The 25,413-nt window shown below is 44.8% G+C and carries 24 protein-coding genes; 20 read left to right on the top strand and 4 right to left on the bottom strand.

The annotated features are described in order from the left end of the window. Window positions 1-408: 408 nt before the first annotated feature. Window positions 409-1,614 carry an MFS transporter gene (locus J4N39_RS20340; RefSeq protein ID WP_252024386.1) on the top strand — a complete coding sequence of 402 codons (1,206 nt, stop codon included), beginning with the start codon at window positions 409-411 and terminating at the stop codon, window positions 1,612-1,614. A 73-nt stretch (window positions 1,615-1,687) separates the two neighbouring features. Here the strand turns inward: J4N39_RS20340 and J4N39_RS20335 are convergent, their stop codons facing one another. After that, on the bottom strand, window positions 1,688-3,505 hold the full coding sequence (locus tag J4N39_RS20335) for a PhoX family protein (RefSeq protein WP_252026869.1): 1,818 nt from the start codon (window positions 3,503-3,505) through the stop codon (window positions 1,688-1,690). 452 nt (window positions 3,506-3,957) lie between these two features. On the opposite strand from J4N39_RS20335, the gene J4N39_RS20330 reads away from it, so the two are divergent. After that, window positions 3,958-4,908, top strand: coding sequence for a hypothetical protein (locus J4N39_RS20330; protein ID WP_252024383.1), 951 nt, complete (start codon window positions 3,958-3,960; stop codon window positions 4,906-4,908). Window positions 4,909-4,918: 10 nt separating this feature from the next. Then, window positions 4,919-6,244 (top strand): sensor domain-containing diguanylate cyclase, encoded by a 1,326-nt coding sequence (locus tag J4N39_RS20325; protein ID WP_252024380.1) that lies wholly within the window; start codon window positions 4,919-4,921, stop codon window positions 6,242-6,244. A gap of 73 nt (window positions 6,245-6,317) precedes the next feature. Here the strand turns inward: J4N39_RS20325 and J4N39_RS20320 are convergent, their stop codons facing one another. Then, window positions 6,318-8,300, bottom strand: coding sequence for a methyl-accepting chemotaxis protein (locus J4N39_RS20320; RefSeq protein ID WP_252024377.1), 1,983 nt, complete (start codon window positions 8,298-8,300; stop codon window positions 6,318-6,320). Window positions 8,301-8,597: 297 nt separating this feature from the next. Between J4N39_RS20320 and ppnP the strand changes: the two genes are divergently transcribed. Further along, window positions 8,598-8,879 (top strand): pyrimidine/purine nucleoside phosphorylase, encoded by a 282-nt coding sequence (gene ppnP, locus J4N39_RS20315; protein ID WP_252026867.1) that lies wholly within the window; start codon window positions 8,598-8,600, stop codon window positions 8,877-8,879. Window positions 8,880-8,946: 67 nt separating this feature from the next. On the opposite strand, the gene J4N39_RS20310 is transcribed toward ppnP, so the two are convergent. Continuing rightward, on the bottom strand, window positions 8,947-9,795 hold the full coding sequence (locus tag J4N39_RS20310) for a pirin family protein (RefSeq protein ID WP_252026865.1): 849 nt from the start codon (window positions 9,793-9,795) through the stop codon (window positions 8,947-8,949). Between the two features lie 278 nt (window positions 9,796-10,073). Between J4N39_RS20310 and J4N39_RS20305 the strand changes: the two genes are divergently transcribed. From J4N39_RS20305 to J4N39_RS20280, 6 genes are all read left to right on the top strand, one after another. Further along, the gene (locus J4N39_RS20305) at window positions 10,074-12,434 is read left to right on the top strand and encodes a Lon protease family protein (RefSeq protein ID WP_252024374.1); all 2,361 of its coding nucleotides are present in this window, start codon (window positions 10,074-10,076) and stop codon (window positions 12,432-12,434) included. Between the two features lie 179 nt (window positions 12,435-12,613). Beyond that, on the top strand, window positions 12,614-12,931 hold the full coding sequence (locus J4N39_RS20300) for a MazG nucleotide pyrophosphohydrolase domain-containing protein (protein ID WP_252024371.1): 318 nt from the start codon (window positions 12,614-12,616) through the stop codon (window positions 12,929-12,931). Window positions 12,932-12,987: 56 nt separating this feature from the next. Then, window positions 12,988-13,314 (top strand): divalent cation tolerance protein CutA, encoded by a 327-nt coding sequence (gene cutA / locus J4N39_RS20295; protein ID WP_252024369.1) that lies wholly within the window; start codon window positions 12,988-12,990, stop codon window positions 13,312-13,314. A 43-nt stretch (window positions 13,315-13,357) separates the two neighbouring features. Next, window positions 13,358-14,005 (top strand): HAD family hydrolase, encoded by a 648-nt coding sequence (locus J4N39_RS20290; RefSeq protein WP_252024366.1) that lies wholly within the window; start codon window positions 13,358-13,360, stop codon window positions 14,003-14,005. Between the two features lie 83 nt (window positions 14,006-14,088). After that, window positions 14,089-14,847: a GNAT family N-acetyltransferase gene (locus J4N39_RS20285; RefSeq protein WP_252024363.1), complete on the top strand. Its 759-nt coding sequence runs from the start codon at window positions 14,089-14,091 to the stop codon at window positions 14,845-14,847. 88 nt (window positions 14,848-14,935) lie between these two features. After that, entirely contained in the window at window positions 14,936-15,451 is a 516-nt protein-coding gene (locus J4N39_RS20280) for a lipocalin family protein (protein WP_252024360.1), read from the top strand. Between the two features lie 57 nt (window positions 15,452-15,508). Here the strand turns inward: J4N39_RS20280 and J4N39_RS20275 are convergent, their stop codons facing one another. After that, entirely contained in the window at window positions 15,509-15,709 is a 201-nt protein-coding gene (locus J4N39_RS20275; protein WP_252024357.1) for a hypothetical protein, read from the bottom strand. A gap of 590 nt (window positions 15,710-16,299) precedes the next feature. Here J4N39_RS20275 and pyrE point away from each other — a divergent pair. From pyrE to J4N39_RS20225, 10 genes are all read left to right on the top strand, one after another. After that, window positions 16,300-16,824 carry an orotate phosphoribosyltransferase gene (pyrE, locus tag J4N39_RS20270; RefSeq protein WP_252024355.1) on the top strand — a complete coding sequence of 175 codons (525 nt, stop codon included), beginning with the start codon at window positions 16,300-16,302 and terminating at the stop codon, window positions 16,822-16,824. A 5-nt stretch (window positions 16,825-16,829) separates the two neighbouring features. Then, window positions 16,830-17,228 carry a VOC family protein gene (locus J4N39_RS20265; protein WP_252024351.1) on the top strand — a complete coding sequence of 133 codons (399 nt, stop codon included), beginning with the start codon at window positions 16,830-16,832 and terminating at the stop codon, window positions 17,226-17,228. A 2-nt stretch (window positions 17,229-17,230) separates the two neighbouring features. After that, window positions 17,231-17,791: a chloramphenicol phosphotransferase CPT family protein gene (locus tag J4N39_RS20260; RefSeq protein ID WP_252024349.1), complete on the top strand. Its 561-nt coding sequence runs from the start codon at window positions 17,231-17,233 to the stop codon at window positions 17,789-17,791. 127 nt (window positions 17,792-17,918) lie between these two features. Further along, window positions 17,919-18,824 (top strand): hypothetical protein, encoded by a 906-nt coding sequence (locus tag J4N39_RS20255; RefSeq protein WP_252024347.1) that lies wholly within the window; start codon window positions 17,919-17,921, stop codon window positions 18,822-18,824. A 145-nt stretch (window positions 18,825-18,969) separates the two neighbouring features. Beyond that, window positions 18,970-20,835, top strand: coding sequence for a sensor domain-containing diguanylate cyclase (locus tag J4N39_RS20250; protein WP_252024346.1), 1,866 nt, complete (start codon window positions 18,970-18,972; stop codon window positions 20,833-20,835). 90 nt (window positions 20,836-20,925) lie between these two features. Beyond that, window positions 20,926-21,426: a flavodoxin gene (locus J4N39_RS20245; protein ID WP_252024345.1), complete on the top strand. Its 501-nt coding sequence runs from the start codon at window positions 20,926-20,928 to the stop codon at window positions 21,424-21,426. Between the two features lie 158 nt (window positions 21,427-21,584). Continuing rightward, the gene (locus J4N39_RS20240) at window positions 21,585-22,265 is read left to right on the top strand and encodes an HAD-IA family hydrolase (protein WP_252024343.1); all 681 of its coding nucleotides are present in this window, start codon (window positions 21,585-21,587) and stop codon (window positions 22,263-22,265) included. A 150-nt stretch (window positions 22,266-22,415) separates the two neighbouring features. Next, window positions 22,416-22,889 carry a TadE family protein gene (locus J4N39_RS20235; RefSeq protein WP_252024289.1) on the top strand — a complete coding sequence of 158 codons (474 nt, stop codon included), beginning with the start codon at window positions 22,416-22,418 and terminating at the stop codon, window positions 22,887-22,889. Continuing rightward, window positions 22,876-23,442 (top strand): tight adherence pilus pseudopilin TadF, encoded by a 567-nt coding sequence (gene tadF, locus J4N39_RS20230; RefSeq protein ID WP_252024287.1) that lies wholly within the window; start codon window positions 22,876-22,878, stop codon window positions 23,440-23,442. The genes J4N39_RS20235 and tadF overlap by 14 nt, the downstream gene beginning before the upstream one ends. Window positions 23,443-23,444: 2 nt before the next feature. After that, window positions 23,445-25,205, top strand: coding sequence for a vWA domain-containing protein (locus J4N39_RS20225; RefSeq protein ID WP_252024285.1), 1,761 nt, complete (start codon window positions 23,445-23,447; stop codon window positions 25,203-25,205). The last annotated feature ends 208 nt before the right edge of the window (window positions 25,206-25,413 follow it).

The raw sequence follows: 25,413 nt of genomic DNA, 5'->3' as shown, positions 1-25,413 counted from the left end.
CTACTATTAATATGTATTTAATGCATATTTATATCCCGTTTTAATCATTTGTGTCATACCAACTTAGCTCTTACACTGCGCGCTGTTTGATTCCTCTTCCAACTATAATTGGCCTTTAACGCTATCGATAGCCCTAGCCAAGGACGACATAGTGTCCGATGTCGCAAAGGTCACAATGAAGAGGAATCGTGTTTGTTGAGAGAAATAATCCTATGTTTTCACAGTCTACCTTCGCTCAACTCGTTCGCATGCTTTTGCTCTTAATCGCGGTGTTGTTTGCGGTGCATAACTCGCCAACACTGTTTGAATTAATTGCATCACAAGGCATGAGTTGTGGATGTCATCAGCACACTGAAACTGTCGACGCTGATGAACATTCCCATCACCACCATCATCATTGAGGTTTGAATGAGTATTTTCCGTTTTCCGTTCACCGTTTGGCTAGGTATCGGTGTGCTTTTGGTGTGTCTTGGCGTACGCCAGTCTTTTGGCATCTTCATGACACCGATTTCCGATTACTTCCAGACGGGACGTGAGTTTTTTAGTTTTGCTATTGCGCTGCAAAACCTACTGTTTGGCATGTTCCAACCCTTTGTTGGCATGGCTGCCGATAAGTGGGGGCCAAAGCGCATTATCTCGCTCGGTGCAATCGCCTATGGTTTGGGGCTGTATCTCACCTCAATCGCCACTGAGCCGAGTATGTTGTATCTATCACTAGGTGTTTTGGTCGGTCTTGGGCTCAGTGGCACCAGCTATGTGATTGTTCTGGGTGCTGTTGCTAAAGTAGTGCCACAAAAACATGCTGCTAAAGCGTTTGGCTTGACCTCTGCGATGGGTTCTTTTGGTATGTTTGCTATGATCCCAGGAGCGCAATATTTGCTGAGTAACTTTGATTGGCAAAGCGCAATGCAAGTGTTTGCGGTGCTATGTTCTGCGATGATCGCATTTGCAGTGTTCATGAAAAGTGCAGCGCCATCGAATGCACAAGCTATGCAGGCTGAGGATTCACAGACACTCAAAGAAGCTCTATCAGAAGCATTTGCACACAAAGGCTATTGGTTAATTCATGCGGGCTTTTTTGTGTGTGGTTTCCATGTCATGTTCATTGCAACTCATTTGCCAAGCTTTTTGGCTGACCAGCATCTACCCGCAACTGCTGGTGCGATGGCGTTGGCCTATGTCGGCATCTTCAATATCTTCGGCTCTTACTTTTGGGGATTGATGGGAGATCGCTTTGATAAACGTCATGTGATGACGACCTTATACTTGATTCGTACTGTGGTGATTTTCGGTTTTATCACACTGCCAATTACAGAAAACACAGCTGCAATGTTTGGTGGAGCGATTGGCTTCTGCTGGCTGGGCACTGTGCCATTAACTTCGGGGTTAGTTCGTCAGATCTTTGGAGCTCGTTATTTGTCGACTCTCTACGGATTGGTATTCTTTACCCACCAAGTTGGTAGTTTTTTGGGCGCTTGGGCAGGTGGTCGTATTTACGATTACTACGGTTCATACGACCCAATCTGGTGGTCAACCATCGTGTTGTCATTTGTTGCGGCAATACTGCATCTTCCAATCAATGCTAAGCCAGTCCCACGATTAGCAACAGCTTAGAAGCTTGATAAAAAAACAGCGCCAGTGGTTTTCACTGGCGCTGTTTTTTATGCGGGGGTTCGAAAATTACTGCTTATGCACCAATTACACCACCATCTTCACGGGTCACCATGATGACCGATGAACGAGGAATGTTACTGCCACCCTGTGGGAAGTGCGACGCAGCAAGTTTTTCACCAGGGTGTTGAATACCAACAAACATGGTTTTGTAGTCTGGTGAGAAAGTCAGACCGGTGATTTCACATGCGATCGGACCTGTCATGAAACGACGAATTTCACCTGTTGCTGGGTCACTACAAAGCATCTGGTTGTTACCCATACCAGCAAAGTCACCTTTGTTCTTATAGTTGCCATCGGTTTGAATCCATAGGCGGCCTGCCATATCGAAGCCAATACCATCAGGGCTGTTGAACATGTTGTCTTTGTTGATGTTTGGTGTACCAGCCATTAGGCCATCATGCAGCTCTGGGTTACCCGCCATGACAAAGATATCCCACTCGAAGGTGCTGCTTGAGTGATCTGAGTTAGTTGGGTTCCAACGAACAATGTGACCGTAAGGGTTTTTCTCACGAGGGTTAACCTCGTTAAGAGGTTGAGACTCTTTCACGCCGCGGTATTTGTTGTTAGTTAGTGTACAGAACACAGACTTGTTGTCTGGATGTACTGCAACCCACTCTGGACGGTCCATTGTAGTTGCGCCAACTTGAGTCGCCGCTTCACGGGCAAAGATAAGCACTGATGCTTGATCTTTGAAGCCGTTTTCTGGCGTTAGGCCATTTTTGCCCCAAGTAAGTTCTAGCCACTCACCAGTACCATTTAGCTCACCTTCAGTACCAGTGAACTTAGCGACGTACAGTGTGCCTTCTTCTAACAGATCACGGTTAGCATCTGAACCTGCAAGGTATTTGTTTTTAGAAACAAATTTGTACAGGTGCTCACCACGCTCATCGTCACCAAGATAGACCACAGCGTGACCGTCACCATTGATTGTCAGCGCCGCATTTTCATGCTTGAAACGGCCCAGTGCGGTACGTTTCTTTGGCGTAGACGTTGGATTCATAGGATCGATTTCAACCACCCAACCATGACGGTGTGGTTCATTTGGGTGTTTAGACATGTCGAAACGCTCGTCATGTTTGTACCAGTCGTAACCACGATCTTTCTCTGATAGGCCATAGCGCTTGTAAGTACCACCAAGATCAGCTTCACCTGTTGCTGCAAAGTAACCGTTAAAGTTTTCTTCACAAGTAAGGTAAGTGCCCCATGGGGTCATACCGTTGGCGCAGTTGTTGAAGGTGCCAAGAACTTTTGTTCCTGTTGGGTCTAGCTCTGTTTTCAGCAGTTCATGGCCTGCCGCAGCGCCAGTCATTTCCATCTCACTGTAAGCTGTGATGCGACGGTTCAGACGACCATCAACGTTTGGCATCCATTTGCCATTCACTTTCTTAAGTTCGATAACTGAAACGCCGTGAGCCGCTTGGCCTTTTCTTACATCATCGGCTGAGATGTTGTCACCCTGATGAGTGTATAGATACTCATTGTTGGTGTATTCGTTGTTGACTGCTAGTACGGCACGGTCTTTCTCGATTAGGAAGAAAGTCATGCCGTCATTGTTGTCGCCAAACTGACGTTCTTGCGCTTTAGAATCGTTGCTTTGGCTAAATGCTGGCGCACTTTTTAGCACCGGATCACCCCAAGAGATAAGTACGTCAGCTTTGTAGCCTGCTGGCACTTCAACCGTATCGGCGGTAGACATTGGAATCGCATCAAACCCCATTAGCTCTGACTTAGCCGCCATGCCTTTTGCTACGGCTTGGCCAACTGGGCTTGCTGCAAAAAAGCCAACCGTGCCCGCAGCACCAGTTGCTTTTAGAAATTTACGGCGAGACATTGCTGCCTCAACAAAGCGGTTGAATTCTGGTTCTTGATCTAGCTCGCGCTGATCATCAGTGTTGAATAACTTCACAGTACTTTCCTTCGTTAGACTTTTTTCGACTTTTTATAGTGATGGTAGACCATCTAATTTGTTGTCTAACCTAGAGCAGTTATGTTTCAGTTAAGCTACATATTGCTGAAGGTTACATGTCAGTAACACTAACGTTGCATTCTGTGATGGTTATAAAGCCTAAATATCGAACGTTATTCGGAATATAGTAAGGCTGTATGTTGGCGGATTTCTTACAATTAGCCAAAGAGTTTCAAACGCACTACTACCCAAAGGTGTTATTAAAGACAATGAGTTATCTTCACTAAACCATGGTCTTTTAATCTAGCCTACTTGAGGAAATAGGTTTTACCGACCATGCTTAAAACACTTTGGTGCTACTTGGGTGCTTTATCAATATGCAGGCGTATTTGTTTTTCATCGGTCTTGTTGAGCTTGTGAAGCAGCACTGTATGGTTTGTCGTAAGGTCGCTTACCTTAGACATCTGATAGGATATCCAGTCTTACTTATGATGACCATGGCTGGTGGCGCTCATGCTGACTCAAAACCGGAACTGGTTTGGAGTCTATACCACTTTCCGCCGCACTTGATGCTGGATGAAAGTCTGCCCGGCAAAGGAGGTGCGACAGAGTTTGTTCGTCGGGCTGTGGCTGAAATGCCAGAATTTGACCATAAGTTTGAAAAAGTGAGCTTTAATCGAACTATTGGTTTGATGAAAGATGGTGTGTTTACTTGCAACCCCTTGCTGTTAAAAGTGCCTGAGCGGGAAGCGTTCATAGAACACAGTTTGCCAATTATGATGGCAGTTCCACACCATGTGGTTATTGGTGTCGATAGTGCTAACAGGCTAGAACCCCACTTAAACTCGCAAGGGCAAGTAGCTATCGAGAGCTTGTTGGGGGATAGCACCTTATCAACATCGCGAGCTAAGGATAGAGCCCATCCTAAAGTAATTAGCCAAGCTTATGAAAAAATTACGGATTTCTCCCATATAAACCAAAGCTCAACAGACCTTTCTACACCTGTTCGGCAGTTACAAGCAGGATGGGTGGACTATATCATTGCTTATCCATTTGAAATTAAATGGTACTCAAACTCGGAAAGCACAGGCACAACCCGAGAGCTTAAATACATGCCTATCGAAGGAATGCCCGAATATGTGCTTGGCCATGTGGGTTGCACAAAAGGAGAGCGCGGCACCAAGGTCATCAATGCTATCAATGACGTCATTCGCCGTGAAGGACCAAGACCTTTTTGGCACTTATACCAATATAATTATATGGATAGCACCGCACAAAGTCAGTTGGAACAAATGCTTATTAAACATCAACCATTTGGTTCTTTTTAACTGAGAAAACATGTCGAATACAGCTCGAACTCGTACCAAGCGTCGTGAACACACTTCTGTCGCTCTAAAAAGTCGCCTTGGACGCCGCCTAATGATCTGGGTGTTAGTGATCAGTGCAGTTAATGCACTGATTGCGACCTCAGTGCAGTTGACCTATGACTATCGCCGAGATATGTCTGACTTAAATAATGCGCTGAGTTACATAGAGCAAAACCTAGCGTCTGGGATCGGTGAAGCGATCTACAACTATGATGCCAATCAACTCAATGTTCAATTAGAAGCGATCAGTGGTTCCTTATGGGTGGCGGGAGTAGGTGTTCGATACGGACCTAATCACAATAAAGATCTGACTTATGGGCAAGTGGACCATAGTCGTGAAGACCTTAAGATCATCGAATTAAAAATCAGCAACGGACACAAGGTTTTCTCGCTAGGTAGTCTATATATTGCCCCAAATTTTGAAGTTGTTCGGCAGCGCACTATCAGCCGCATTAACTTAGTATTACTTACTCAATCGGTGAAAACGTTCATCGTCTCAATGTCGATTTTGTTGCTGTTCGCTACCTTAGTAACTCGCCACCTTCGACGTATCGCTGATTTTGCAGCTACAGCAACGTTAAGTGGGGACGATAGTCCATTAGCTTTGAGTCGTGCCAAAGGTCGCCAACCTGACGAACTTGATGAGCTCGTTGATAGCATCAACCGCTCTTGGATTAAGCTGAAACAAAGTCGTAAGCGTGAAGCGGAGTTGATGCTCTCGTTGGAGCGTAAAGTAGACCTGCGAACGGCAGAACTAAAGAAAGCCAATGAGCAACTGGCACAGCTCAGCACGACAGATGCATTAACTCAGTTGGCGAATCGACGTAAGTTCGATGATTTACTCAACCTAGAGCTTCGAAAAGCTCGACGAGACCAAAGCCATATCACGCTTGCATTGATTGACGTAGATAACTTTAAAGCATTTAACGACACATACGGCCACCAAGCAGGGGATGAGTGCTTAAAGAGTATCAGTGGAGTGTTGCAAAGTTTTAGTCGCCGGCCGGGAGATTTGGCTGCTCGGTATGGGGGAGAAGAATTTGCCATCGTGCTCACCGATATGTCGGTGGAAAATGCTGAGGAGTACGCTCATTTGGTCAGGCAGTCGATACAAGACTTGCAGATAGCAAATGAAGGCTCAAAACATGGGGTGATCACTGTAAGCATCGGTATTAGTGTGGTTAAACCGGATAGTGATTTTGTTGCTGAAGAGATTATTGAGATGGCTGATTTATCGCTTTACGCAGTGAAGAATTCGGGGCGAAATGGGGTGGAATTATCAACATTCTCGATATAGTCATGCCAACTTGTAGCTGATGCCATATTAAGTTTGGGCTGGTGATAGCCAGCCCAGATTAGGTGTTGTGTACTTATACTTTGAAGTGACCAATAGACGTTTGAAGCTGGGTGTTATCACTCTTCAAACCATTAGTGCTGGTCACTGCTTCACCCATCAAAACAGCAGTCTCATCTGCAAGGTCATTGATGCGATTCACATTACGAGTGATCTCTTGCACCACTTCAGTTTGCTCAGAAGTCGCACAAGCGATTTGCTCTGTCTGCACTTGAATGCCAGACACTGCATCATTCATCTGTCCCAACAGTTGTGAGACATTTCGAGCTTGTTCAACCGTCTCATCTGCTTGGATACGGTTTTGGTTCATCACTTGCTGAACCTCAACAGTATTGCTTTGAAGCTTTTCAATGATCTCTCGAATGCTGATAGTCGACTCTTGTGTCTTACTTGCTAGGCTGCGAACTTCGTCTGCTACGACGGCAAAGCCTCGGCCGTATTCACCAGCGCGCGCCGCTTCAATCGCTGCATTAAGTGCCAGTAGATTGGTTTGGTCTGCGATGTCACCAATCACACTAAGTACGGAGCCAATTTGATCGGCATCTTGGCGTAGGCTGTTCACCAGACCTTCTGCTGTTTCAATGTCATGCGACAGCGTCTCTACGTGATTTACTGCTTGGTCAACAACTTGGTGGCCTTGGGCAACAAGCTCTTCGGCACTGGTTGCTGACGAACGGCTGTTCTCAGCGTTGATCGAAATCTCTTGAACTGCGTGGACCATCTCTGTCGCTGCGGTTGCAACTTGGTCAAGCTCGTTCTTCTGTGTTTGGACCGCAGTGTCAGTATCACTGATGATGTTGCCCATCTGACCGCAGCTTGCTTCAGCTTGATCGGCCAAGCTACGGCTCTCTTTGATAATGTCTTGGATCTGGATGACAAACTTGTTGAACGCTTTGGCCACTTGGCCAATCTCATCGTTGCGAGATTCATCCAAGCGTTGAGTAAGATCGCCTTCACCTTCAGAAATGTTCTTCAATGCTTCAACGATACGGTTTAACGGACGCAGATTAGTACGACAAGTTGCGCTGATGGCGACGCCAAGCACCACGATACCGAAAACCGCACCTAAAATTGAGTTGAACATCTCTTCTTGCACGGGATCATCAATCACACTCTTAGGCACCATTAACGCAAGACGCCACTTCATTTGCGGTTTGTCCTGTTCAATGGTTTTCACCGCGATGATTTGTTCTACACCATTGAAGGTAACGCTTGAAAACTGAGTCTCGCTTGAAGGTCTGATGTTTAATAACTTAGCAAAGCCGTGATTGCTGCCGCTATCAAGAGTGCTTAGTGATAGGTTTTCCAGCTCACTTGCCTCTTTGCCAAAGAACAACAGTACATTGCCTTGGTCATCAAATAAGAAAGGGGTTCCCTGACCTTGGTAGCGAGTGTCATTTAAGATGGTTCGGCTTAGCGCATCGATCTTGATGTCTGTACCACCGATCATCAATAATTTGCCTTGCTCATACACAGGTACGTATAGCGCCGCATTGACCGCTCCGGTACGGATATCTACCGCAGTGGTTACCCAAGGTTTTTGTAATTGAGTTGAAGTTTGCCACCAAGGGCGCTCTTTCAAATTAACCGAAGGGTCATAGTATCGGCCAGATTTGTCAAAATACTCCCCTGTGTCACCAACAGCAAAAAATGCGCTATAGAGGTTATCGTCACTGTTGTTTAGGCGCTCAACAAATGAGGCCACATCACTGAACTCGCTCTCATTCCAGTATTGGTTGGTTTGTCGCGCTCGGTCGCGTGCGTAGTCACGGACTTCACTGCTCGCAAGAAAAGCGTCGGCAAGAGATTGGTAGCGAGTAATGTAGCCAAGTGTCATTTCAGCCTTTTCGCTAACTTGTGCAGCAAGGCCATTTTGAGTTTGATTTTCGACAAGTTCGGTAACTTTTTCGACACTAAACCATGAAAAAGCGGCAAGGACAAGAAAGGCGACAAAACTGGTACTTAATACCAGCCTTCTTGCTAAAGATATATGGGTCATACTAGATGCTCAATTCGGTTAAAAGACAATATCCACCTGTACACCAGCGCAAACCAACCGTGGTTCCACCAATTGTCCTTTAAGCTCACTGAGAAAGAGTGGGGAAAAGAATAGTATCATTAATCATTTGTTACATCCATAGGTTTTATATAAAACCTACGGTTATTTTTTGTGCTTGGATATTTGTTAAAGGTAACAGTTATATCGAGATAATTTTCGCTCCAAGTTAACGGTTTAGGTTGATTTGAAGGCTTTAGCAAGGTAAAAACGAACTTCCATCAATAAAAGGAAGTAATGATGATTAAGGAAAATACCTATTTTGAAGGCGGCGTGAAATCTTTGGGCTTTACCCAAGCAGACAATGACCTTAGCGTTGGTGTGATGGCAGCTGGTGAGTATACCTTTGGTACTCAAGCGCCAGAAAAAATGACGGTAGTGAAAGGTGAACTTGTAGTTCGCTTAGCAGGTCAAGAAGAGTGGGTAAGCTACCCAAGTGGTTCTTCGTTTGATGTGTCAGGTGATTCTTCATTTGATCTTAAGGTTGCAGAGCCAACCGCATACCTATGTGAGTATTTGTAGCAACAAAGGAGGCGCTTCGCCTCCTTTGTGGTTTATGTTTGTTCGCCTATTGAGCTCATCGTTAAAGCTAGTAGGTTTCAAACAGCCCTTTCTGATATTCTTCAATGGTTTGTTCAATTTCTTCCATCGTGTTCATCACAAATGGTCCATAGTGAACAACTGGCTCATTGATTGGCTGTCCAACTAAGATCAATGCGCCGCTGTGAACACTTGCAGATAACTCCAGAGCTTCGCCTAAGCTAAACAGCGCCATCGTCCCTCGTTCGATTGCTTGACCATTTGATTCAATGCTGCCTGCATAGACATACACTAGCACTTGATCACTGGTTGCTGTGTTGAGTTGAATGCTTTGTCCCTGATGTGCACGCCAATCCATCACTGAAAGTGGAACTCCCGTCTTGTCTAATGGACCAACAACGGTTTCTCGACCAAGGTCAGCGCTCCCAGCGATTACCGATAGTTCACCAAGCTGCTCATTTTGTACATGAGTTAATTCTTCCATAGGTAAGTTCATATATTCCGCTGGCTGCATCTTGTTCTTTGCCGGTTGGTTAATCCAAAGTTGAAATCCGTGCATAGCGCCATCTTCCATCATTGGCATTTCACTGTGGATCACGCCTCGACCAGCCGCCATCCATTGCGCACCGCCACTACGCAACTCGCCAACATTACCCATATGGTCTTTGTGTTGAAAGTGACCTTGGCGCATGTAGGTAAGTGTCTCGATGCCGCGATGAGGGTGGGGTGGAAACCCACCGATATAACCTTCTTTGCTCTCGGCATAGAGTTCATCGAGCATCAAAAATGGCGAAAACTTCTTGTTGTTGAACCCTGCAACTCGCTGAATTGCCACTCCTGCGCCATCGGATGTCGCATGAGACTTGATCAATTGTTCAATATTTCTTGTGGTCATAATCGCCTCCTTTTTTCTCAGTATATGAGGGCTGCTAACGGGGTTGAGCTGGCAAAATTTGTCCATCTTGGTCGAATTCTTTGAACATACAGGGTCAATAGAATGGTTTGAGCGTTCAAAAAAGCAGCAGTTGAACAGTAAGTTTGGCTAAGTCACTTAAATTTCAAACATTTGTAGCTACACTGAAGAAAAGTGTTTTCCTAAGCTAGGATTGAGTGAGAAGTGCATTAAGAGCTTAGATAACAAAAACTCCCAATAAGAAGTACGACAAGGAGGGGGCTATGGCAATTTCAACATTACCGGCAACCAAGTTATACAAAGCAGCAGATCTTGATAATCTGCCCTGCAAATCGACTAAAGAACTTGCGCCGATAGATGAAATCGTTGGACAAGAGCGAGCGCAAAAAGCGGTCGAGTTCGCGATGTCGATTAAAGAGAAAGGTTACAACATCTACGCTATTGGCCGTAATGGCCTTGGAAAGCGCACCATGATTTTGCGCTATTTGAACCGCCACCCAGTTAATAATGTGGCATTGAGTGATTGGTGTTATGTAGCCAACTTCGAAGATATTCGTACGCCTAAGGTTCTTAAACTCCCGGTTGGTGTCGGTACCAAGCTGAGCAAAGACATAGAAAAATTGATGACCAAATTGGTCAAAGCAATGCCGCTGGCTTTTGATAATGAAATCTACTTTAGCCGAGCTGAGAAACTGAAAAGTCAGCTCTCTACTAAGCAGCAAAAAGAGCTCGATCAGATCAGCAAATACGCCAAAGAGCGTGGTGTAAGTCTGACCATAACCAATCAAGGCGACTACCAGTTTGTCGCAATGAATGGTGAGGAGATGCACACTGAAGAGAGCTTTGACGAACTGACTCGTAAAGAGCAAGAAGCTTTTAATAACACCATCGATGAGTTGGAAGTCTCCTTGCGAACCATGGTTCGCCAGCTTACCGAGTGGGAAGATGCGTTTACGGAAAAAATTGCGAAGTTAAACAGCGAAGTCACACTGGATGTGATCAGTCACTTCATCAAGGCATTGAAGGAAGAGTATGCCGATTACCCAGAAGTAAAACAGTACCTGATTGACCTCCAGCAAGACATTATTGATAACGTCGATATTTTCCTTGAAGAAGGAAACGAGCAAGGTGAAATTGCCTCGGCGTCACTCGATAAAAAACTGCCACGTCGATATAAGATCAATGTGCTAGTGAGTCACAATGATGAGCAGTTGCCTGTCGTGGTGGAAGATAACCCTAACTACCACACCTTATTTGGCTACGTTGAAACCGCAACCTTTAAAGGTACAGTGTTTACTGATTTCTCGCTGATCCGCCCGGGTAGTTTGCACAAAGCCAATGGTGGTGTGTTACTTATGGATGCGATCAAAGTGCTTGAGCAACCGTATGTCTGGGATGGACTAAAACGTGCACTTCGTTCACGCCAACTCAGCTTGACGGCGCTGGAAAAAGAGTTGACCTTAAGTGGTGCGGTCTCCCTTGACCCACAGCCCATTCCACTGGATGTAAAAATCATCTTGTTTGGTGACTATCGTACCTACCAACTATTGCAACATTACGATCCAGAGTTTGCCGAGCTATTTAGAGTGACAGCCGACTTCGAAGATGAAATGCCAAGAACCAATGAGGCTGAGCTGCATTATGCTCGCTTTATTTCTAGCATCGTTCACGACAACGGCATGCTGCATTGCGATAAGAAAGCAATTGGTAGAATTATTGAACATAGCTCTCGAAGAGCTGGGGATTGCAGCAAGCTATCACTGCATTCTGCGCATATTGCCAATTTACTGCGTGAGTCTAATTATGTGGCGTCGGCTGCGAACTCAAACCTTATCCGAGTCAGTCATGTTGAGCAGGCTTTGGCGAATCAGGAGATGCGTGTTGGTCGTCTAAAAGATGGTGTCATGGAGAGTTATAGTAACGGCACCACATTAATAAAAACCGAAGGCGAATCGGTGGGTACGGTTAATGCGCTATCTGTGTTGAGCACTAATGAGTATATGTTCGGAGCGCCTAATCGTATTACTGCATCGACCTCTTACGGAGATGGTGACGTGATAGATATCGAGCGCAATGTTGACCTAGGGGGGAGCATCCACTCAAAAGGTGTGCTGATTCTGTCGGCCTATCTGGCATCTGTGTTTGGTCGCACGGCAAGAGTCCCGCTTACCACCCACATCACCTTTGAACAATCTTATGGTGGTGTTGATGGTGACAGTGCAACCATGGCGGAAGTGTGTGCGATTGTTTCTGCTTTTTCACGCCTGCCCAATAGGCAGGATATCGCCATCACTGGTTCAATGAATCAGTTTGGTGAGGCGCAACCGATTGGTGGTGTAAACGAGAAAATAGAAGGCTTCTTCGACGTGTGTGCAATCAAAGGGCGCAATAACCAGCAGGGTGTTGTGATCCCTAAATCCAATGTTCATAACCTGATGTTAAGACAAGATATTGTCAAAGCGGTGGAAAAGGGCGAGTTCCATATTTGGGCGATTGAACACGTCAGTGAAGCGATTGAATTGTTTACTGGTAAAACTGTCGGGGAGCCTGAATTGGATGGTAGCTACCCTGTAGACTCAGTGTTTGGAATTGCGCAAGCTAAGCTAAACGCACTCAAGAGTTAATCTTGCCAAAAACTTGCTTAAGCCCTCGTCATAGAGGGCTTTTTGCTATCTGGAATATGCACCCAATAGATTATTGTTCTAAACGTAACACGTTGTGAGACAACGCACATAGTTTGGTGAGAATTTATATATTTTCTAAGGTACTGTTCTTATTAGATTATTTTAATAAGGATAGGACTATGCCGACGTTAAAACCTTCCCCGACACTCAGTGACTTGCAAACCTATGTGAGTGAATTAGAAGTAGAACGAGGTTTTGCACAGCAAGGCCCTCAAGACAAGTGTTTGTTACTTGGTGAAGAAATTGGCGAGCTATTTAAAGCCGTGCGTAAATCGCAAGGTATTGCTATTGATCCAAGCTCTAAAGTAGGTGAGATCGGTGATGAACTGGCGGACATCTTCATATACGTTTGCTCAATCGCAAATCGTTACGACATCGATTTAGAGCAGGCATTCTTGAACAAAGAAGAGAAAAACAAACTAAGAAACTGGGAATAACTAATGGCACGTTCATTTGACATTATCGGTGCGCTTTTTAATCAATTGAGTTCTAAATGGAATACAAACTAGAAATATACTGTCCCGCTTCTTCAGTGATACCGTTGCGAGATGCCCTTAATGAGGTTGGTGCAGGCGTGGTTGGTCACTACGATAGCGTCATGTCAGTGATACAGATCCAAGGCTTTTGGCGGCCAACTGATGGTGCAAATCCAGTCACTGGCGAAAAGAATGTCATCAATAGTGGTGAAGAGGTTCGCCTTGATGTTCGCTGTCACGAATCTCTGGTCAAGCAGGCTATCGCCGCAATTCGGCAGGTTCATCCTTATGAGGAGCCCGCTATCAATATCGTTCCATTAGCCAATCATCACTTTGGATTGTAATTGGGATAACTTGCCTCAGTTGAGCACTATGAATAGGAAAAACATGGAAGAAAAACTTACCCAGTATCAAGCCTATCTATTTGATATGGATGGTACGCTGGTGGATTCAGAACCTTTGAAAGGTAAAGCTTTGGCGCTGGCTTGTGAAGCATACGGTGCATCAGTGGATTATCACTGTTACAAACAGGTAATGGGGGAGAGTTGGGCTGTGGTTACAGGCCATTTCTTTACTCAAGCAGGTATCAATCCGGATTTAAAAGAGTTTAACCAACATTTTCGTCATCACTATGAGCAGTTGTTGTCACAGCAGCTAACCGTACATAAAGGCGCTGAAGAGTACCTATGCCAGTTAAGGCAGAATGGAAAACGTAGTGCACTGGTCAGCTCTGCCGCAGGTTGGATGGTTGAAACCATTCTTAAATCACTCCAACTAGAGCACTGTTTTGAAGTGGTGATCACGCAAGAAGATGTCACAAAACATAAACCTGATCCTGAAGCCTATTTGCTGGCGTTAGAAAGAATGAAGCTCTCTCCAGCACAGGCAATAATATTTGAAGACTCATATGCTGGTATCTGCGCTGCAAGGGACAGCGGTTGTGAAGTTGTGGCAATCAAACATCAATTTAATCCTCAAAACGACCTATCGTCAGCTTTGTTAGCCATTGATGATTATTGCGATTTACTTGTTTAGTATGAATGGGTACCACTGAACCATGGGTATGTCATTGATGATTAATAAAAGCGCCTAGAAAAATAGGAGAAAGCTTTTCGCTTATGGATAAGCAAGCACGCAATGCGTTTCGACGCTATTTCGAATTTAATAACCTAAGAACACTATCAACATCTGCACCGAGTCAACTCACGGTACGTTCAACACCGAGTTACACTTTGTACTCAGATCCGACTCGACGATACGATAACCAAATAACGGTTCACACTGGCATCTCACTTGAAATCTTAGGTAGTGCGATAAGTCAATATCGCACAGAACTCGCCCCTCAAATCAATTTTGAACAGAGTGAACCTAGCGCCGAAATGGCTCAGTACTTGGCGCATTTGGGGTACCAGCAAGTATTTGAACATGAGTTTCTTTCTTTGTCGGTCAAGAAACAGGTATCGGCTCAAACACATATGCGGATAGAGCGTTGGGGCAACGAAAAAGCAGATGATTTTCTGGCCTTGCTCAACGCCTCGGGCGTTGTTTGTTCACCACAAGTTTGGCAAGCAAAAAAGCACTTATACTGCAGCGATAGCTTTCGCTGTTTTGTCGCATTTAGTGAGGGACAAGCGATCGCATGGGCGACTTCTTACGTAGATGGTCATAGTGTCACGTTAGCTAATGCATACACATTGGAAGAGCGCAGAGGCCTTGGGGCGCAAACCCAGTTGCTAGTGGCCCGGTTAAATGATGCCTATCAATTAGGTGTGACCACAGCCTACACTGACGTTGAGCGTGGAAGTATCAGTGCTCGAAACTGTGAAAAGCTAGGATTTATGCGCTACCAACTAAATTACGTGTGGGAGCGCACTTAGTCAGTATGTAACTGTATGTAATTAAAGGAACACTAGTAAAATCTTATCTATGCTTTATATGAGTGAGAGCAGTACAGGAGTTTCATCGATGCGTAAGATAGTGTTGGTTATTGCAATGTTTGTCCTGTCAGGTTGTTTAGGCATGCCAAAAGGAGTGACTCCAGTTGATGAGTTTGAACTCGAAAACTATCTAGGAACTTGGTATGAAATTGCCCGACTAGACCACTCTTTTGAAGAAGGACTGAGCAAGGTAACGGCTGAATACCGACTTAAAGATGATGGCGGTGTGCAGGTGATAAACCGAGGGTTTAACGCACAAGATAACGAGTGGAGCCAAGCAGAGGGCAAAGCGTATTTTGTTAACGCACCTGATGAAGGGTATTTAAAGGTTTCTTTCTTTGGTCCGTTTTACGGATCCTACGTGGTATTTGAACTAGACAAGCAGCAATATCAATATGCTTTTGTCTCTGGTCCAAACAATGACTACCTGTGGCTACTTGCTCGTAAGCCCACAGTGTCTTCTGAAATCAGGGAAAGGTTCGTAGAAATGTCTAAACAGCGTGGATTTGATACCAAAGCGCTGATTTTTGTCGATCATGACTAAGTGTGTGAACCCCATACTTTCTACAGAAACCCAGCATGGGGCTATTCACACTAACCATTAAGCAGCGCTTTTTGCAACTTCGTGTGGGTAAACGCGCATACCGCTTAGAGTGTGCTCGTATACTGATTTATCTTTTAGGTAAGACCAAGCATGGATCTCAGTACCTGTTTGTGATGCTAAGCGTAGGATCACCGCATCGATGTTACGGCCAGCGTAGTCTTTCTCAGGGATAAATAGATCTTTAATTACAGATAACATAAGCAATCTCCGTTTTGTAATAAACTTTCATTTCTGTATGTTCTAAACATAGCGTAAGCTCGAAATGTGATCAAGCTCTAATTAAAAGTTTCATAATAATTTTGTATTTGTAATTGAAATTCATATGGAGTGTTTCTGCTCGGCCTTGCCTCTTTACGCATTAACATCGACTATATAGTTGTCGATAAGTCATGTAAGTGCATAAAAATACATAGCTATAGACTATTGTCGCTAAGGTGGTTCTGAAGTAATAATTTTGGGCTTTGTTAAAATTTGGTTGCCAAAGTGGCCTGTGAGTGCGGTAGTAGAGAAGTGAAAGTTGTTCTCGCATATATGGTTGTTGAAAATCTTTTTCGTACTAAAATTTCATTTTTGGTGGAAGTGTCGTGCTATAGCCTAGTCATGCAATTTTTGTCAGTGACACGAGTACGTTAACTAGCTCCTTTTATCCAAGTGGAACTGCGAGTTTTCTCAAGGTAGATCAAAGCTAAAGAAAGACGTGTGGGCAATAACTGCGCTGATACTGTAAACTTGGGCGATCCCGATGGGTCAAATTATCTAATAGAATAATGACTTAACTGAGGAAAGCTATGGAAAGGCAACAATTAGCAAAAGAGATATACCGAATTTCTAATATTCGTGGCCAATTCACACTCCGTTCTGGTGAAGCAGCAACAGAATACTTCGATAAATACTTGTTCGAAGCGAATCCCCAAATATTGTCAGCAATCGCTGAACACTTATCTAAGTTACTCCCCAACCAGTTTGAACAACTAGCTGGGCTTGAGATGGGCGGAATACCCATTGCGACTGCATTATCACTAACGACATTGAAACCTGTACTATTTGTTCGTAAAGAAGCCAAAACCTATGGTACTTGTAAACTTGCCGAAGGCGGCGAGATCGAGGGTAAACAGTTAGTCATTGTCGAGGACGTCGTAACTTCTGGTGGTGCAATCATCGACGCTGTAACTGAGCTACGAAAGCGTGGTGCTATTGTAGAGCATGTAGTCTGTGTTATTGACCGAGAAGGGTCAGGCAGAACTAACCTCGAAGCTCTTGGTCTTGAGTTTACACCGTTATTTACTAAATCAGAGCTTGAGATAGCAAAATAACCACTATGATCACGAGCATAAACCACATTACTTTAACGGTAAGCTGTCTTCATACTTCACTAGCGTTTTACTCGGATTTACTTGGCTTTAAACCACGAGTGAAGTGGAAAAACGGAGCGTACCTCACCTCTGGAGACGTATGGTTATGCCTTACGTTAGGAAAACCTGAGCCAGCGAACGACTATAGTCACATAGCATTGATAGTTAATGAAGAAAAGCTTCATAAGTTTAATGTAGATCTATGCGAAAGCTCGGTTAGGCAATGGCAAGAGAATAGCAGCGAAGGCTGCTCTATCTACTTACTAGACCCTGATGACCATAAATTGGAGCTGCATGTTGGCGATATCAATACACGTCTTCTTGCCCTGAAAAATGAACCTTATGAAAACTTAGAGTGGTTATAGCAATGTCACAAGTGATCATTCTCAATGGAGCAAGCAGCTCGGGTAAAAGTTCAATTGCCGTCGAATTGCAAAAGTTACTATCCGTTCCATATATGCACTTAGGCATTGATCACTTCATCTCCATGATGCCTGCCAACCAGAATGTTTTAGATAAAATAAATTTAATCTCAGAAGGTTTCTATTGGACCACCAATAACGAAGGTTTGCCTCGCATTTCCAGCGGTGAATACGGCAAGCAGGTGAATGCGGTATTTCACAGCACAGTTAGGCACCTTGCGCAAAGCGGTATCAATCTTATTGTTGATGACGTGATGGATGGCTCTAGAGAGCAGGCGCTTTGGGGAGAAATGCTTACTGGCATTAATCACCTGTATGTCCAAGTTCAATGTGATGTTGCAGAGTTGGAACAAAGAGAAGCGAAACGCTCAGACCGCATGAAGGGATCTGCAAGGGAACAAGCGATGCGGGTTCATAGCGGCGTTCAATACGACTTTTCAGTCAATACTCAGGACAAATCTTCAGCCTATTGTGCCCGTCAAATTATGGATTTTATTTGCAGATAAGCAAATTTGTATACGAATAACGAAAATTCGTTTAACGACCCCATCTGAAGAAGTTTTTACACTGTCTCCATACTTTGGACCCAAAGCATAGCTTTTGGCGACTTGATTGGATGAAAGTGAGGAAACTATGAAATCAACTGCAATTCTGGCATCTGCCATCGTATCACTAACGGCAACCATGAATGTGAATGCCGAGGAATTTAAAGCCGCTGATCTCGCTAATACTCATTTGGCGAAAGCCCAGTATTACCGTTGGTTTCAGCTCTATGAGCGCGATTTATCTCAGCTAAGAATAGAAAACCAACTGGATATCTTGTCGGATGATATTCAAGTAAAAAGCGGTGCGGGCCATCGCTCGGGTAAGCAAGCTTACACACAAGCACTCTCCATGTACCAAGGCTGGCAAAATGCCCACCATGTTGAGCAGATAGAGGTAATGGATAGCTCAGACGGTTTAAGACTGTCCGCAGCTATCGAGTATCAGGGGATCAAACCCAATGGGGAGCGTAATGCCTATCAAGTTGAATACCAAGCGTTGTTGGCGCAAGGCGAGGGTACGCTGCCACGTTTTTCGAGCATCGAGTTAGCACCTACAGGTAAGCGAGACGTGAAGTTCGTTGATGCTTATCCAGAAAATAGAGCCCGCTCTTTAACACACTACTGGTTAGGCTTAATTGAAAAGCTTGACGGTAATATCGAGCCTTTTAAAGAGATACTCGCCGATGAATTTGAGATTAATTTTCCGTCGCAAACCATCACAAGTTTGGGGCAATTTGAGCAGTGGAGTCAGGGCATTCCCAGTCAGATTGCGTTGAGTACCCATTATATTGATGCATTTGATGTGTCAGTAATTGGCCCCGATCAGTATCAGATTGTGATGGAGTTTGATTGGTATGGCGTAACGAAAGATGACCAGAAACTGCGTTATCGCACCAAACACACTTGGCAGATTGTCGACGATATTAACCAGCGATTTGCCCGAATTACCAAGATAGATGTTGAAGCGCTGGAACCTCTTCGAGTGGTTGAATGATATTGCTACACAAGTGGTTGATAAATTAACGTTAAATCAGTACCTATACTCTATATTGCAACGTACTTCCTGTTTCCTTGGTTGTCATATTCCCGTCATTTGTCGGTGATACCGTGCGGGCTTAACAAGGAAATAGGGGTACGTAGTGGCCAGTAATATATCAAAGAAATGGATGTTCTCATTTACCATCGGGGCACTGGTAAGTGCTCTGTTAGTGACGTCTATTTTCTATAACCGCTATGTCACTCAACTTCAAAAACACAAAGAGCAACAACAGATTGAGCAGGTGACCAAACTAGGTGACGTTTCGCAAAAAATTAAGGGCGAAGTTAAAGGCATGCTGGCGTCGGCTTCTTTGATGCTTACCAATGGACAGCTGCACCAGTTTGCACTTTCTGGTACTGAGCTGGATCGAAAGCGCTTATACGATGTGTGGCAACTTTTGATGCTCAATCACCCAGCCATCAAAAATGTGGCTTACTTAGACCAAAATGGATTTGAGTTGGCTCGAATGGAGCGCATACAGCAAGGCAGTGTGGGCTTTGATGACGATGAGTTACGTATCCATGAATCGCTGCGAAGCTTTGAAATGATGCAAGGCGTAGGCTTTGGAGAAATTCGTCGCATACGCTCCAAAGCGATTGATGGTGAGCACAATCCTGAAAGCATTTTATATGGGACTGCGATCCAGATACTTTCTTTCCCTAAAGGCATGTTGCTATTTGAAGTAGATACCACCCAACTGATGTCTCCACTGCTCAATGTGACCGATGAGGTACACAAAGCCTTGTTGTTATCATCTGACAATCGGATCTTTGAGTTGTTGTCGGTAAAGGGGGTAACCGAGCTCCATCGTGTGCCTAAGAGCCATTACTCTGGGGTCGAACTGCTCTATCAAAAAGCGATTAAATATGGGACAGGCATGGTGGCGGAAGGGAATTTCATCTACTACTTTGTCCGTTCGAATGTTGATGAGTTGCCCGACATGGCCGATTTTTTCGTCGTCCAGCAGTCTCGGCAAGCCTATGCTGGGTATCAGTCTGACTTAATTACTCAATGCGTCACGATTGCCTTAAGTGTTTGGCTGATCATGCTCACCTTACTGGTGCCTCTGGTAAACCGCATTACCAAGGCGCAGCAAAACCTCATCGAGTCACAGTTTGCCAAAGCGGCGATGGATGGCGTGTCTGCGTTAATCATAACTGATGAACACAACCGCATCGTGCGGATCAACGACGAGCTGACAACACTTACAGGTTATTCTCTGCAGCAGTTATTTAAAAAGTCACCGTTACGAACCATTTTTGATTATGGTGGTCATGAAACGACCTTGCGCATCTGGGGATGCTTGAACCAAGAGCTGGTTTGGTCCGGTGAAATTACGGGCAGGGACAAAAAAGGCAATGAGCGCCACTACTTGGTACGGATCAAGATGGTGATGGGCCAGCGTAGAAAATCTAAGTATTACATCTACTCTTTGGTCGATATTACGGCTCGCAAGAGCCTAGAGCGCCAATTGGTTGATCTTAGTGAGCGCGACTCGTTGACAAGTTGCTACAACCGTAGAAAGTTCGACCATGCGATGGAACAAGAAGCGAGGTTGCGTCAGCAGAGTAGTCATCACAATGCGGTGTTAGCCCTTATCGATATTGACCACTTCAAAATGGTCAATGATCGCTATGGGCATGACGAAGGCGATAGAGTGATACGTAGGGTTGCGGAGCAGATAAAGGTCAACTGTCGACGAGATGACCTTGTCGCACGAATCGGGGGAGAGGAGTTTGCATTAATACTCAGTGATACCACGGTTGAAGAAGCAAAAATCATGTGTGAACGCATTCGCCTTCAAATTGAGAGTAACCACAACGTGCCGACCAGCGTGAGTATTGGTATTGGCCGTATCACTCGTAGTGTTAAGCAAACCTTTAAGTCTGTCGATAAGTCGCTTTATGAAGCCAAAAGTCAGGGGCGCAATAGGATTTGTCTAGACGGTTACTCTGAAGTTGCTTAAATGCTTGTCCTTAAAGGGCTGTGGCACTATGATGACTGGCAAGCATTAATCTAGCCCCTAACCTGTGTTTAGGGCAACGGAAGTATTTTGATGACAGATATTGCCCAGCTTGTAGAAAAGAAAAATGCTTGGCTCGCCAGTCAAGTCGACGTTGAATATCCTACCAAAGAGAGCTTACAAGGAAGAGATCTCTATCTGTCTCGCCAGCAAACGGCTCATGCCGTTGAATATAAGAATCCGCTGCACCCAGACGACATTGAGATGGAAATCTATGTGATTGACTTCCATCGCTTAACGATTATGTTTGCAATGCTTCAGGCGAAGTTTTGGCAAGCAGAATCCGAGCAGTCTTTGATCGTTGAGTTCTTAACCCAGATCATCTTTGACGAAAATCACCCCATGTACATCGCATTCGCTGAAGGTGAGCCATGTGCTTGTGCTTTAACGACTCCTGGTGATGGCATTGTGCTAATCAGTGACCTGTGGAGCTTAGACCCAGCGCACGAAGCGGCATTTATCGCTCAACTGTTTGATAGAATTAAACTAGAAACTCAGATTGATGCACCAATCTGGGTCGAATTTATCGACTAACAACCGTACGGTAAATAGGGTTTAATCTTGGTTAACGTGATCGCTGTGCTGATTTTAAGCGCAAAGTTTGGCGCAGCTAGCACTTTTCATCACCCTAACTTTGCATTCTGAAGTTACTGATTAACACTGGATTTATTGCAGCCACCGCGAGATATGAGATGCAAGAAAAACCACAGTGTGTGATCTTCGATTGCGAAGGAACCTTAGTCGACAGTGAAAGCTTATGTTGCCGAGCTTTGGTCGATGTATTTGCTAAGTTTGATTGCCAAGTCTCCATTGTTGATGCCCTGCGTCATTTTCAAGGTGGTAAACCTGCGGATATCCTATCTGAAGCTTGCCAACGCTATGGTCTTTCTGTCTCTTTAGACGTCTTAGAGCCTCTTTATCGAGAACGCAAACAGACCCTTTACGAAGCGGAATTAGAGCCTATGCCCGGCGTCGTGACACTGCTCGACCAGTTGGTGGCCCAAGGTGTTGTGTTATGCATAGCAGCTAACAGTGAGAAAGATAGGGTAGAGCACGCATTAGAATTAACTGAACTGACGCACTATTTCCCAAACGCCGTATTTAGCGCATTTGATACTAACAGCTGGAAGCCCGACCCAGACCTTTTGGTTTATAGCGCCATGAATATGGGGTTTTCGCCAAGCGAATGTGTTTATGTTGATGACACCTTAAAAGGCGTTAAAGCAGGGATAGAGGCGGGGATGCGAACCTATTATTTCCGTCCTAACTTATCAGACATCCTTATTGAACACCCACAGGTCTCTACAATCTCTAGAATTGATCAGCTCTCTTCTGCCGTGCTTGGTACGCAAAGTGAAAAAAGCCTAGGGTAACTGTTCAGACCAGCCTCTAGAACCCGCTTTCTAGTTAGGCCTATTCCATAAAATGACGTCAATTTGACGTAATTAACGTCATTCTTTTCTTGCGTAAATTAAGTTTTATGTCGTAGCATCTCGCCAAATTTTTGGAACAGAGATCAAATTATGCCTTCAATTCAACGTGCTAGAGGTGTTGTCAGCATCGAATTTGCGCTGAGTTTTATGGCGTTGTGGCTTGTCACCATTCTACTCATGGATGTTGGGCTAAGAAACTACAGCACCTCCGTGCTGAATTTTGCTGTGTCTGAATCGGCTCGTGACGTTAAAGTCCTTGATATCAAATCAGAGCAAGAATTTGAGCGACATTTCGTTGAAATCATTAAGCAGAACAGCTTCTCTCTGTGGGCATTGTTGCTAAAGAAGGGCTCACTTGATGTTGACGTCAAGCGCTATGCCAGTATTACAGCACTTGCTGCTAATCAGCCAATGAATGCAAGGGATCGTAAGACTGCGCCGATCGCTTGTTATGAAATTGCCTATACCTATCAACCTTTAATGAGTTTTAGCATTATTCAACCGAGCACCATTAAACGCCGAGTCATTGCGGTGCAAGAAGGAGCAAAACATGCAGAAAGTTAAGGGCGTAATTGCGATTGAAATGGCGTTCATATTGGCAGCACTGGCACTTTGTGCGGGCTTTGCTACCGATCTCAGCCATAAAACCAGTTTACAAGGTGATTTGGATAACCTGAGCTATTCGGCGGTGAACTTGCTCAGTGAGCGAGAGCTACTGTTTAATCACAAAATCGATACTGTGACAGATAGGCCGCTTACTTATCGAGATGCTCATAAAATCCATCAAGTGGTTGAAAGTCAGATTAAATTGAGCCGGGATAACTTCGATCCACGCCACTATGCGATTCGAGTTGAAGGCATCACCATGACTTCTAGCCAGAACCCAAAACATCTTCGTCGTCACGCTCAGTTTGTTTTTGGCAATCGCTCTCTGATAGGGAAAAAAGAGTCTGTTGCTGACTTGGTAAAACTTGCACCATATACCAACAAGCAGCGCCATGCCCCTATGTATCGGGTAACCGTCTTTTACCGCTCTCAAGGGCTGTTTGAGCGAATTGTAGGTAAAAAGGCTCAAGGAAGCGTTATTGCCTCTTCAAGCTTTAGTGTAGGTAGATAGTCATGATGAAAAAACAACAGGGGGCGGCAGCGATTTGGTTTGTTGGTGTGTTTGTCGTACTGGCAGGCTTTGCCGCACTCGGTGTAGAAGGTGCTAGATATCTCAACTACAAAGCCCGACTGGGTGATGCTTTAGAGACCTCTTCACTATTACTTGCCGCCGATCAGGCGGAGAAAGTACTGACTCTAGAAGGTAGCGAGAAATCTCTCAGACATAAACAATCAACGCAACTGGTAGAAAAGACCATTCAAAGCTACCTAAAAGATAGTCAACAAAACCCGGAAACATCGATTCAAATCAGTAAAGGTCCCGAGCGCCACAGCTTTGATTACCGCATTGCAGCTAAGACAACGCACTCAAGCTGGATGTCTTATTCTAGCGCGCCATCTTTTGCCAAGACTCAAGGCGTAACTAACTTTGCTGCTGCGCAAAAAGCGAATACAGGTTCAGGGGCAGGGGATATTTCGGATGTTGTTTTGGTGATCGATCACTCGATGTCGATGAACCAAGAGACCTGTACTGAGTTTATTACTCCAGGCATTAAGCGTTTGCAGAGCGCAAAGCTTGCAGTTGCACATCAAATGACACGAATGTTTATCGAGCAAGTGCGCAAGCCCGATGAAACGGACTTAGATAAACTTGGACGAGTAGCGGTTATTCCTTTTGAAAACGGCACTCGCAGCACGATGCGAAGTGGTACACCTAACTCTGTTATGTGTGAGAACCATTTGGTGTTTAAAAAAGCGGGTGGTGCAGGGCTGGATGAGTTCAATTGGCGACAAGAACTTGCGCAGGTTAGGCGTAAGAGTGAAGACTCACCAGCGAAAATTGCGAAAGGTAACTCCAAGATGCAGCCTTATGTCGAACGAGCACTGTTCACTGAGGGCAATATGGTCAAAGATGCGTGGGGAAATGAAAAGCGCATCGATGACTGGCTACCTTTCAATATGGAAGAGGTGGATATAGAAGCAACCATCCAGCGAGCGTTGCAGTTATCGAGCAAACGAAATTTAAATGCGGATTTACCTGTGGATGAGTTTCAAGCCATGCACATGCCGTTTAACCGGATTTGTCGTGGCAATATGCAAAGCATAGGCTTTGAACACAAATGGAATAAAGGGTTTTTGCCTAAAGGCGGAAACAGCTTGGACCCATTTACAAGTCGAGTGAGAATGTTCAACTCAGGCAGTAGATGGCAAGAGGCCACTGATAATCAACCTGCCCAGTATTTAGGCTCTTGGACCTCATCGTTTCAAGGCATATTGCGAGGCGTGAACGAACTTAGACACCATGAAGGCAACAAGCCATTGCTGTTCGTTCTCATCGCTGGTGGTAAAGACACGCCAAACCTGGACAGTCAACTAAAGCGATTGGGGAGAGACTATTCCGACCAAGCGTTTCGACAAGATTTGTTGACTGAGCGATTGATAGAAGGCAAGACTGGTTTGTTTGCTGGGTTGAAACAGAAGTTTCCTCATATCAAATTTGCACTGATCAAACTGCAACCAGATGAGCCGAGCAAGCAATTTTCACTCAATTATGAACAAGCATTTGATCTAGTGGTCGATGTTAAGTATCAAAAAGCTTCTGGTAATACTATGGTCGGCCGATGTTTAAACATAGACCAAGAGACTAACGATTACCGTTTTGATCCAAGCGAAATGGCAGCGATGAATGCTCAAGTTAGTCAGTTACTTAGCCTAGCAGGAGATGCCTTTGGTGGGCATTCAGAGATAGGTGGGTTGACGCCAAGGCGACAATAAATAATAAAGCCCCTTACGGGGCTTTATGGCGTTAATGCACGGTATCTTCAAGTGTGGCTGGCGTATCATCAATGATGGGTAGCTCTTGATGAAACTTCGGATTGAAGTATCCGCAACTCTCACACAGAAATATCTTCCCGCTTTCGGAGATCATATAGTCTTCTCCCCCGCATTTTGGGCACTGTTTTAATGGCTGCAGCGTAAAAAA

Source organism: Vibrio sp. SCSIO 43136, assembly GCF_023716565.1.
Lineage (GTDB): Bacteria > Pseudomonadota > Gammaproteobacteria > Enterobacterales > Vibrionaceae > Vibrio.
The sequence above is the reverse complement of the archived record's forward strand: the minus strand, read 5'-3'. Positions and strand labels throughout refer to the sequence as shown.

What these genes read in the sequence shown, in the direction of transcription:
- J4N39_RS20325 (WP_252024380.1), top strand. Translation starts at nt 4,919, where the DNA reads ATGTCGAATACAGCTCGAACTCGTACCAAGCGTCGTGAACACACTTCT.
- J4N39_RS20320 (WP_252024377.1), bottom strand. Translation starts at nt 8,300, where the DNA reads ATGACCCATATATCTTTAGCAAGAAGGCTGGTATTAAGTACCAGTTTT.
- J4N39_RS20255 (WP_252024347.1), top strand. Translation starts at nt 17,919, where the DNA reads ATGAAATCAACTGCAATTCTGGCATCTGCCATCGTATCACTAACGGCA.
- J4N39_RS20275 (WP_252024357.1), bottom strand. Translation starts at nt 15,709, where the DNA reads ATGTTATCTGTAATTAAAGATCTATTTATCCCTGAGAAAGACTACGCT.
- pyrE (WP_252024355.1), top strand. Translation starts at nt 16,300, where the DNA reads ATGGAAAGGCAACAATTAGCAAAAGAGATATACCGAATTTCTAATATT.
- J4N39_RS20240 (WP_252024343.1), top strand. Translation starts at nt 21,585, where the DNA reads ATGCAAGAAAAACCACAGTGTGTGATCTTCGATTGCGAAGGAACCTTA.
- J4N39_RS20290 (WP_252024366.1), top strand. Translation starts at nt 13,358, where the DNA reads ATGGAAGAAAAACTTACCCAGTATCAAGCCTATCTATTTGATATGGAT.
- J4N39_RS20300 (WP_252024371.1), top strand. Translation starts at nt 12,614, where the DNA reads ATGCCGACGTTAAAACCTTCCCCGACACTCAGTGACTTGCAAACCTAT.
- J4N39_RS20335 (WP_252026869.1), bottom strand. Translation starts at nt 3,505, where the DNA reads ATGTCTCGCCGTAAATTTCTAAAAGCAACTGGTGCTGCGGGCACGGTT.
- J4N39_RS20305 (WP_252024374.1), top strand. Translation starts at nt 10,074, where the DNA reads ATGGCAATTTCAACATTACCGGCAACCAAGTTATACAAAGCAGCAGAT.
- J4N39_RS20330 (WP_252024383.1), top strand. Translation starts at nt 3,958, where the DNA reads ATGCAGGCGTATTTGTTTTTCATCGGTCTTGTTGAGCTTGTGAAGCAG.
- J4N39_RS20340 (WP_252024386.1), top strand. Translation starts at nt 409, where the DNA reads ATGAGTATTTTCCGTTTTCCGTTCACCGTTTGGCTAGGTATCGGTGTG.
- ppnP (WP_252026867.1), top strand. Translation starts at nt 8,598, where the DNA reads ATGATTAAGGAAAATACCTATTTTGAAGGCGGCGTGAAATCTTTGGGC.
- J4N39_RS20245 (WP_252024345.1), top strand. Translation starts at nt 20,926, where the DNA reads ATGACAGATATTGCCCAGCTTGTAGAAAAGAAAAATGCTTGGCTCGCC.
- J4N39_RS20235 (WP_252024289.1), top strand. Translation starts at nt 22,416, where the DNA reads ATGCCTTCAATTCAACGTGCTAGAGGTGTTGTCAGCATCGAATTTGCG.
- J4N39_RS20225 (WP_252024285.1), top strand. Translation starts at nt 23,445, where the DNA reads ATGATGAAAAAACAACAGGGGGCGGCAGCGATTTGGTTTGTTGGTGTG.
- J4N39_RS20265 (WP_252024351.1), top strand. Translation starts at nt 16,830, where the DNA reads ATGATCACGAGCATAAACCACATTACTTTAACGGTAAGCTGTCTTCAT.
- J4N39_RS20280 (WP_252024360.1), top strand. Translation starts at nt 14,936, where the DNA reads ATGCGTAAGATAGTGTTGGTTATTGCAATGTTTGTCCTGTCAGGTTGT.
- J4N39_RS20285 (WP_252024363.1), top strand. Translation starts at nt 14,089, where the DNA reads ATGGATAAGCAAGCACGCAATGCGTTTCGACGCTATTTCGAATTTAAT.
- J4N39_RS20260 (WP_252024349.1), top strand. Translation starts at nt 17,231, where the DNA reads ATGTCACAAGTGATCATTCTCAATGGAGCAAGCAGCTCGGGTAAAAGT.
- cutA (WP_252024369.1), top strand. Translation starts at nt 12,988, where the DNA reads ATGGAATACAAACTAGAAATATACTGTCCCGCTTCTTCAGTGATACCG.
- tadF (WP_252024287.1), top strand. Translation starts at nt 22,876, where the DNA reads ATGCAGAAAGTTAAGGGCGTAATTGCGATTGAAATGGCGTTCATATTG.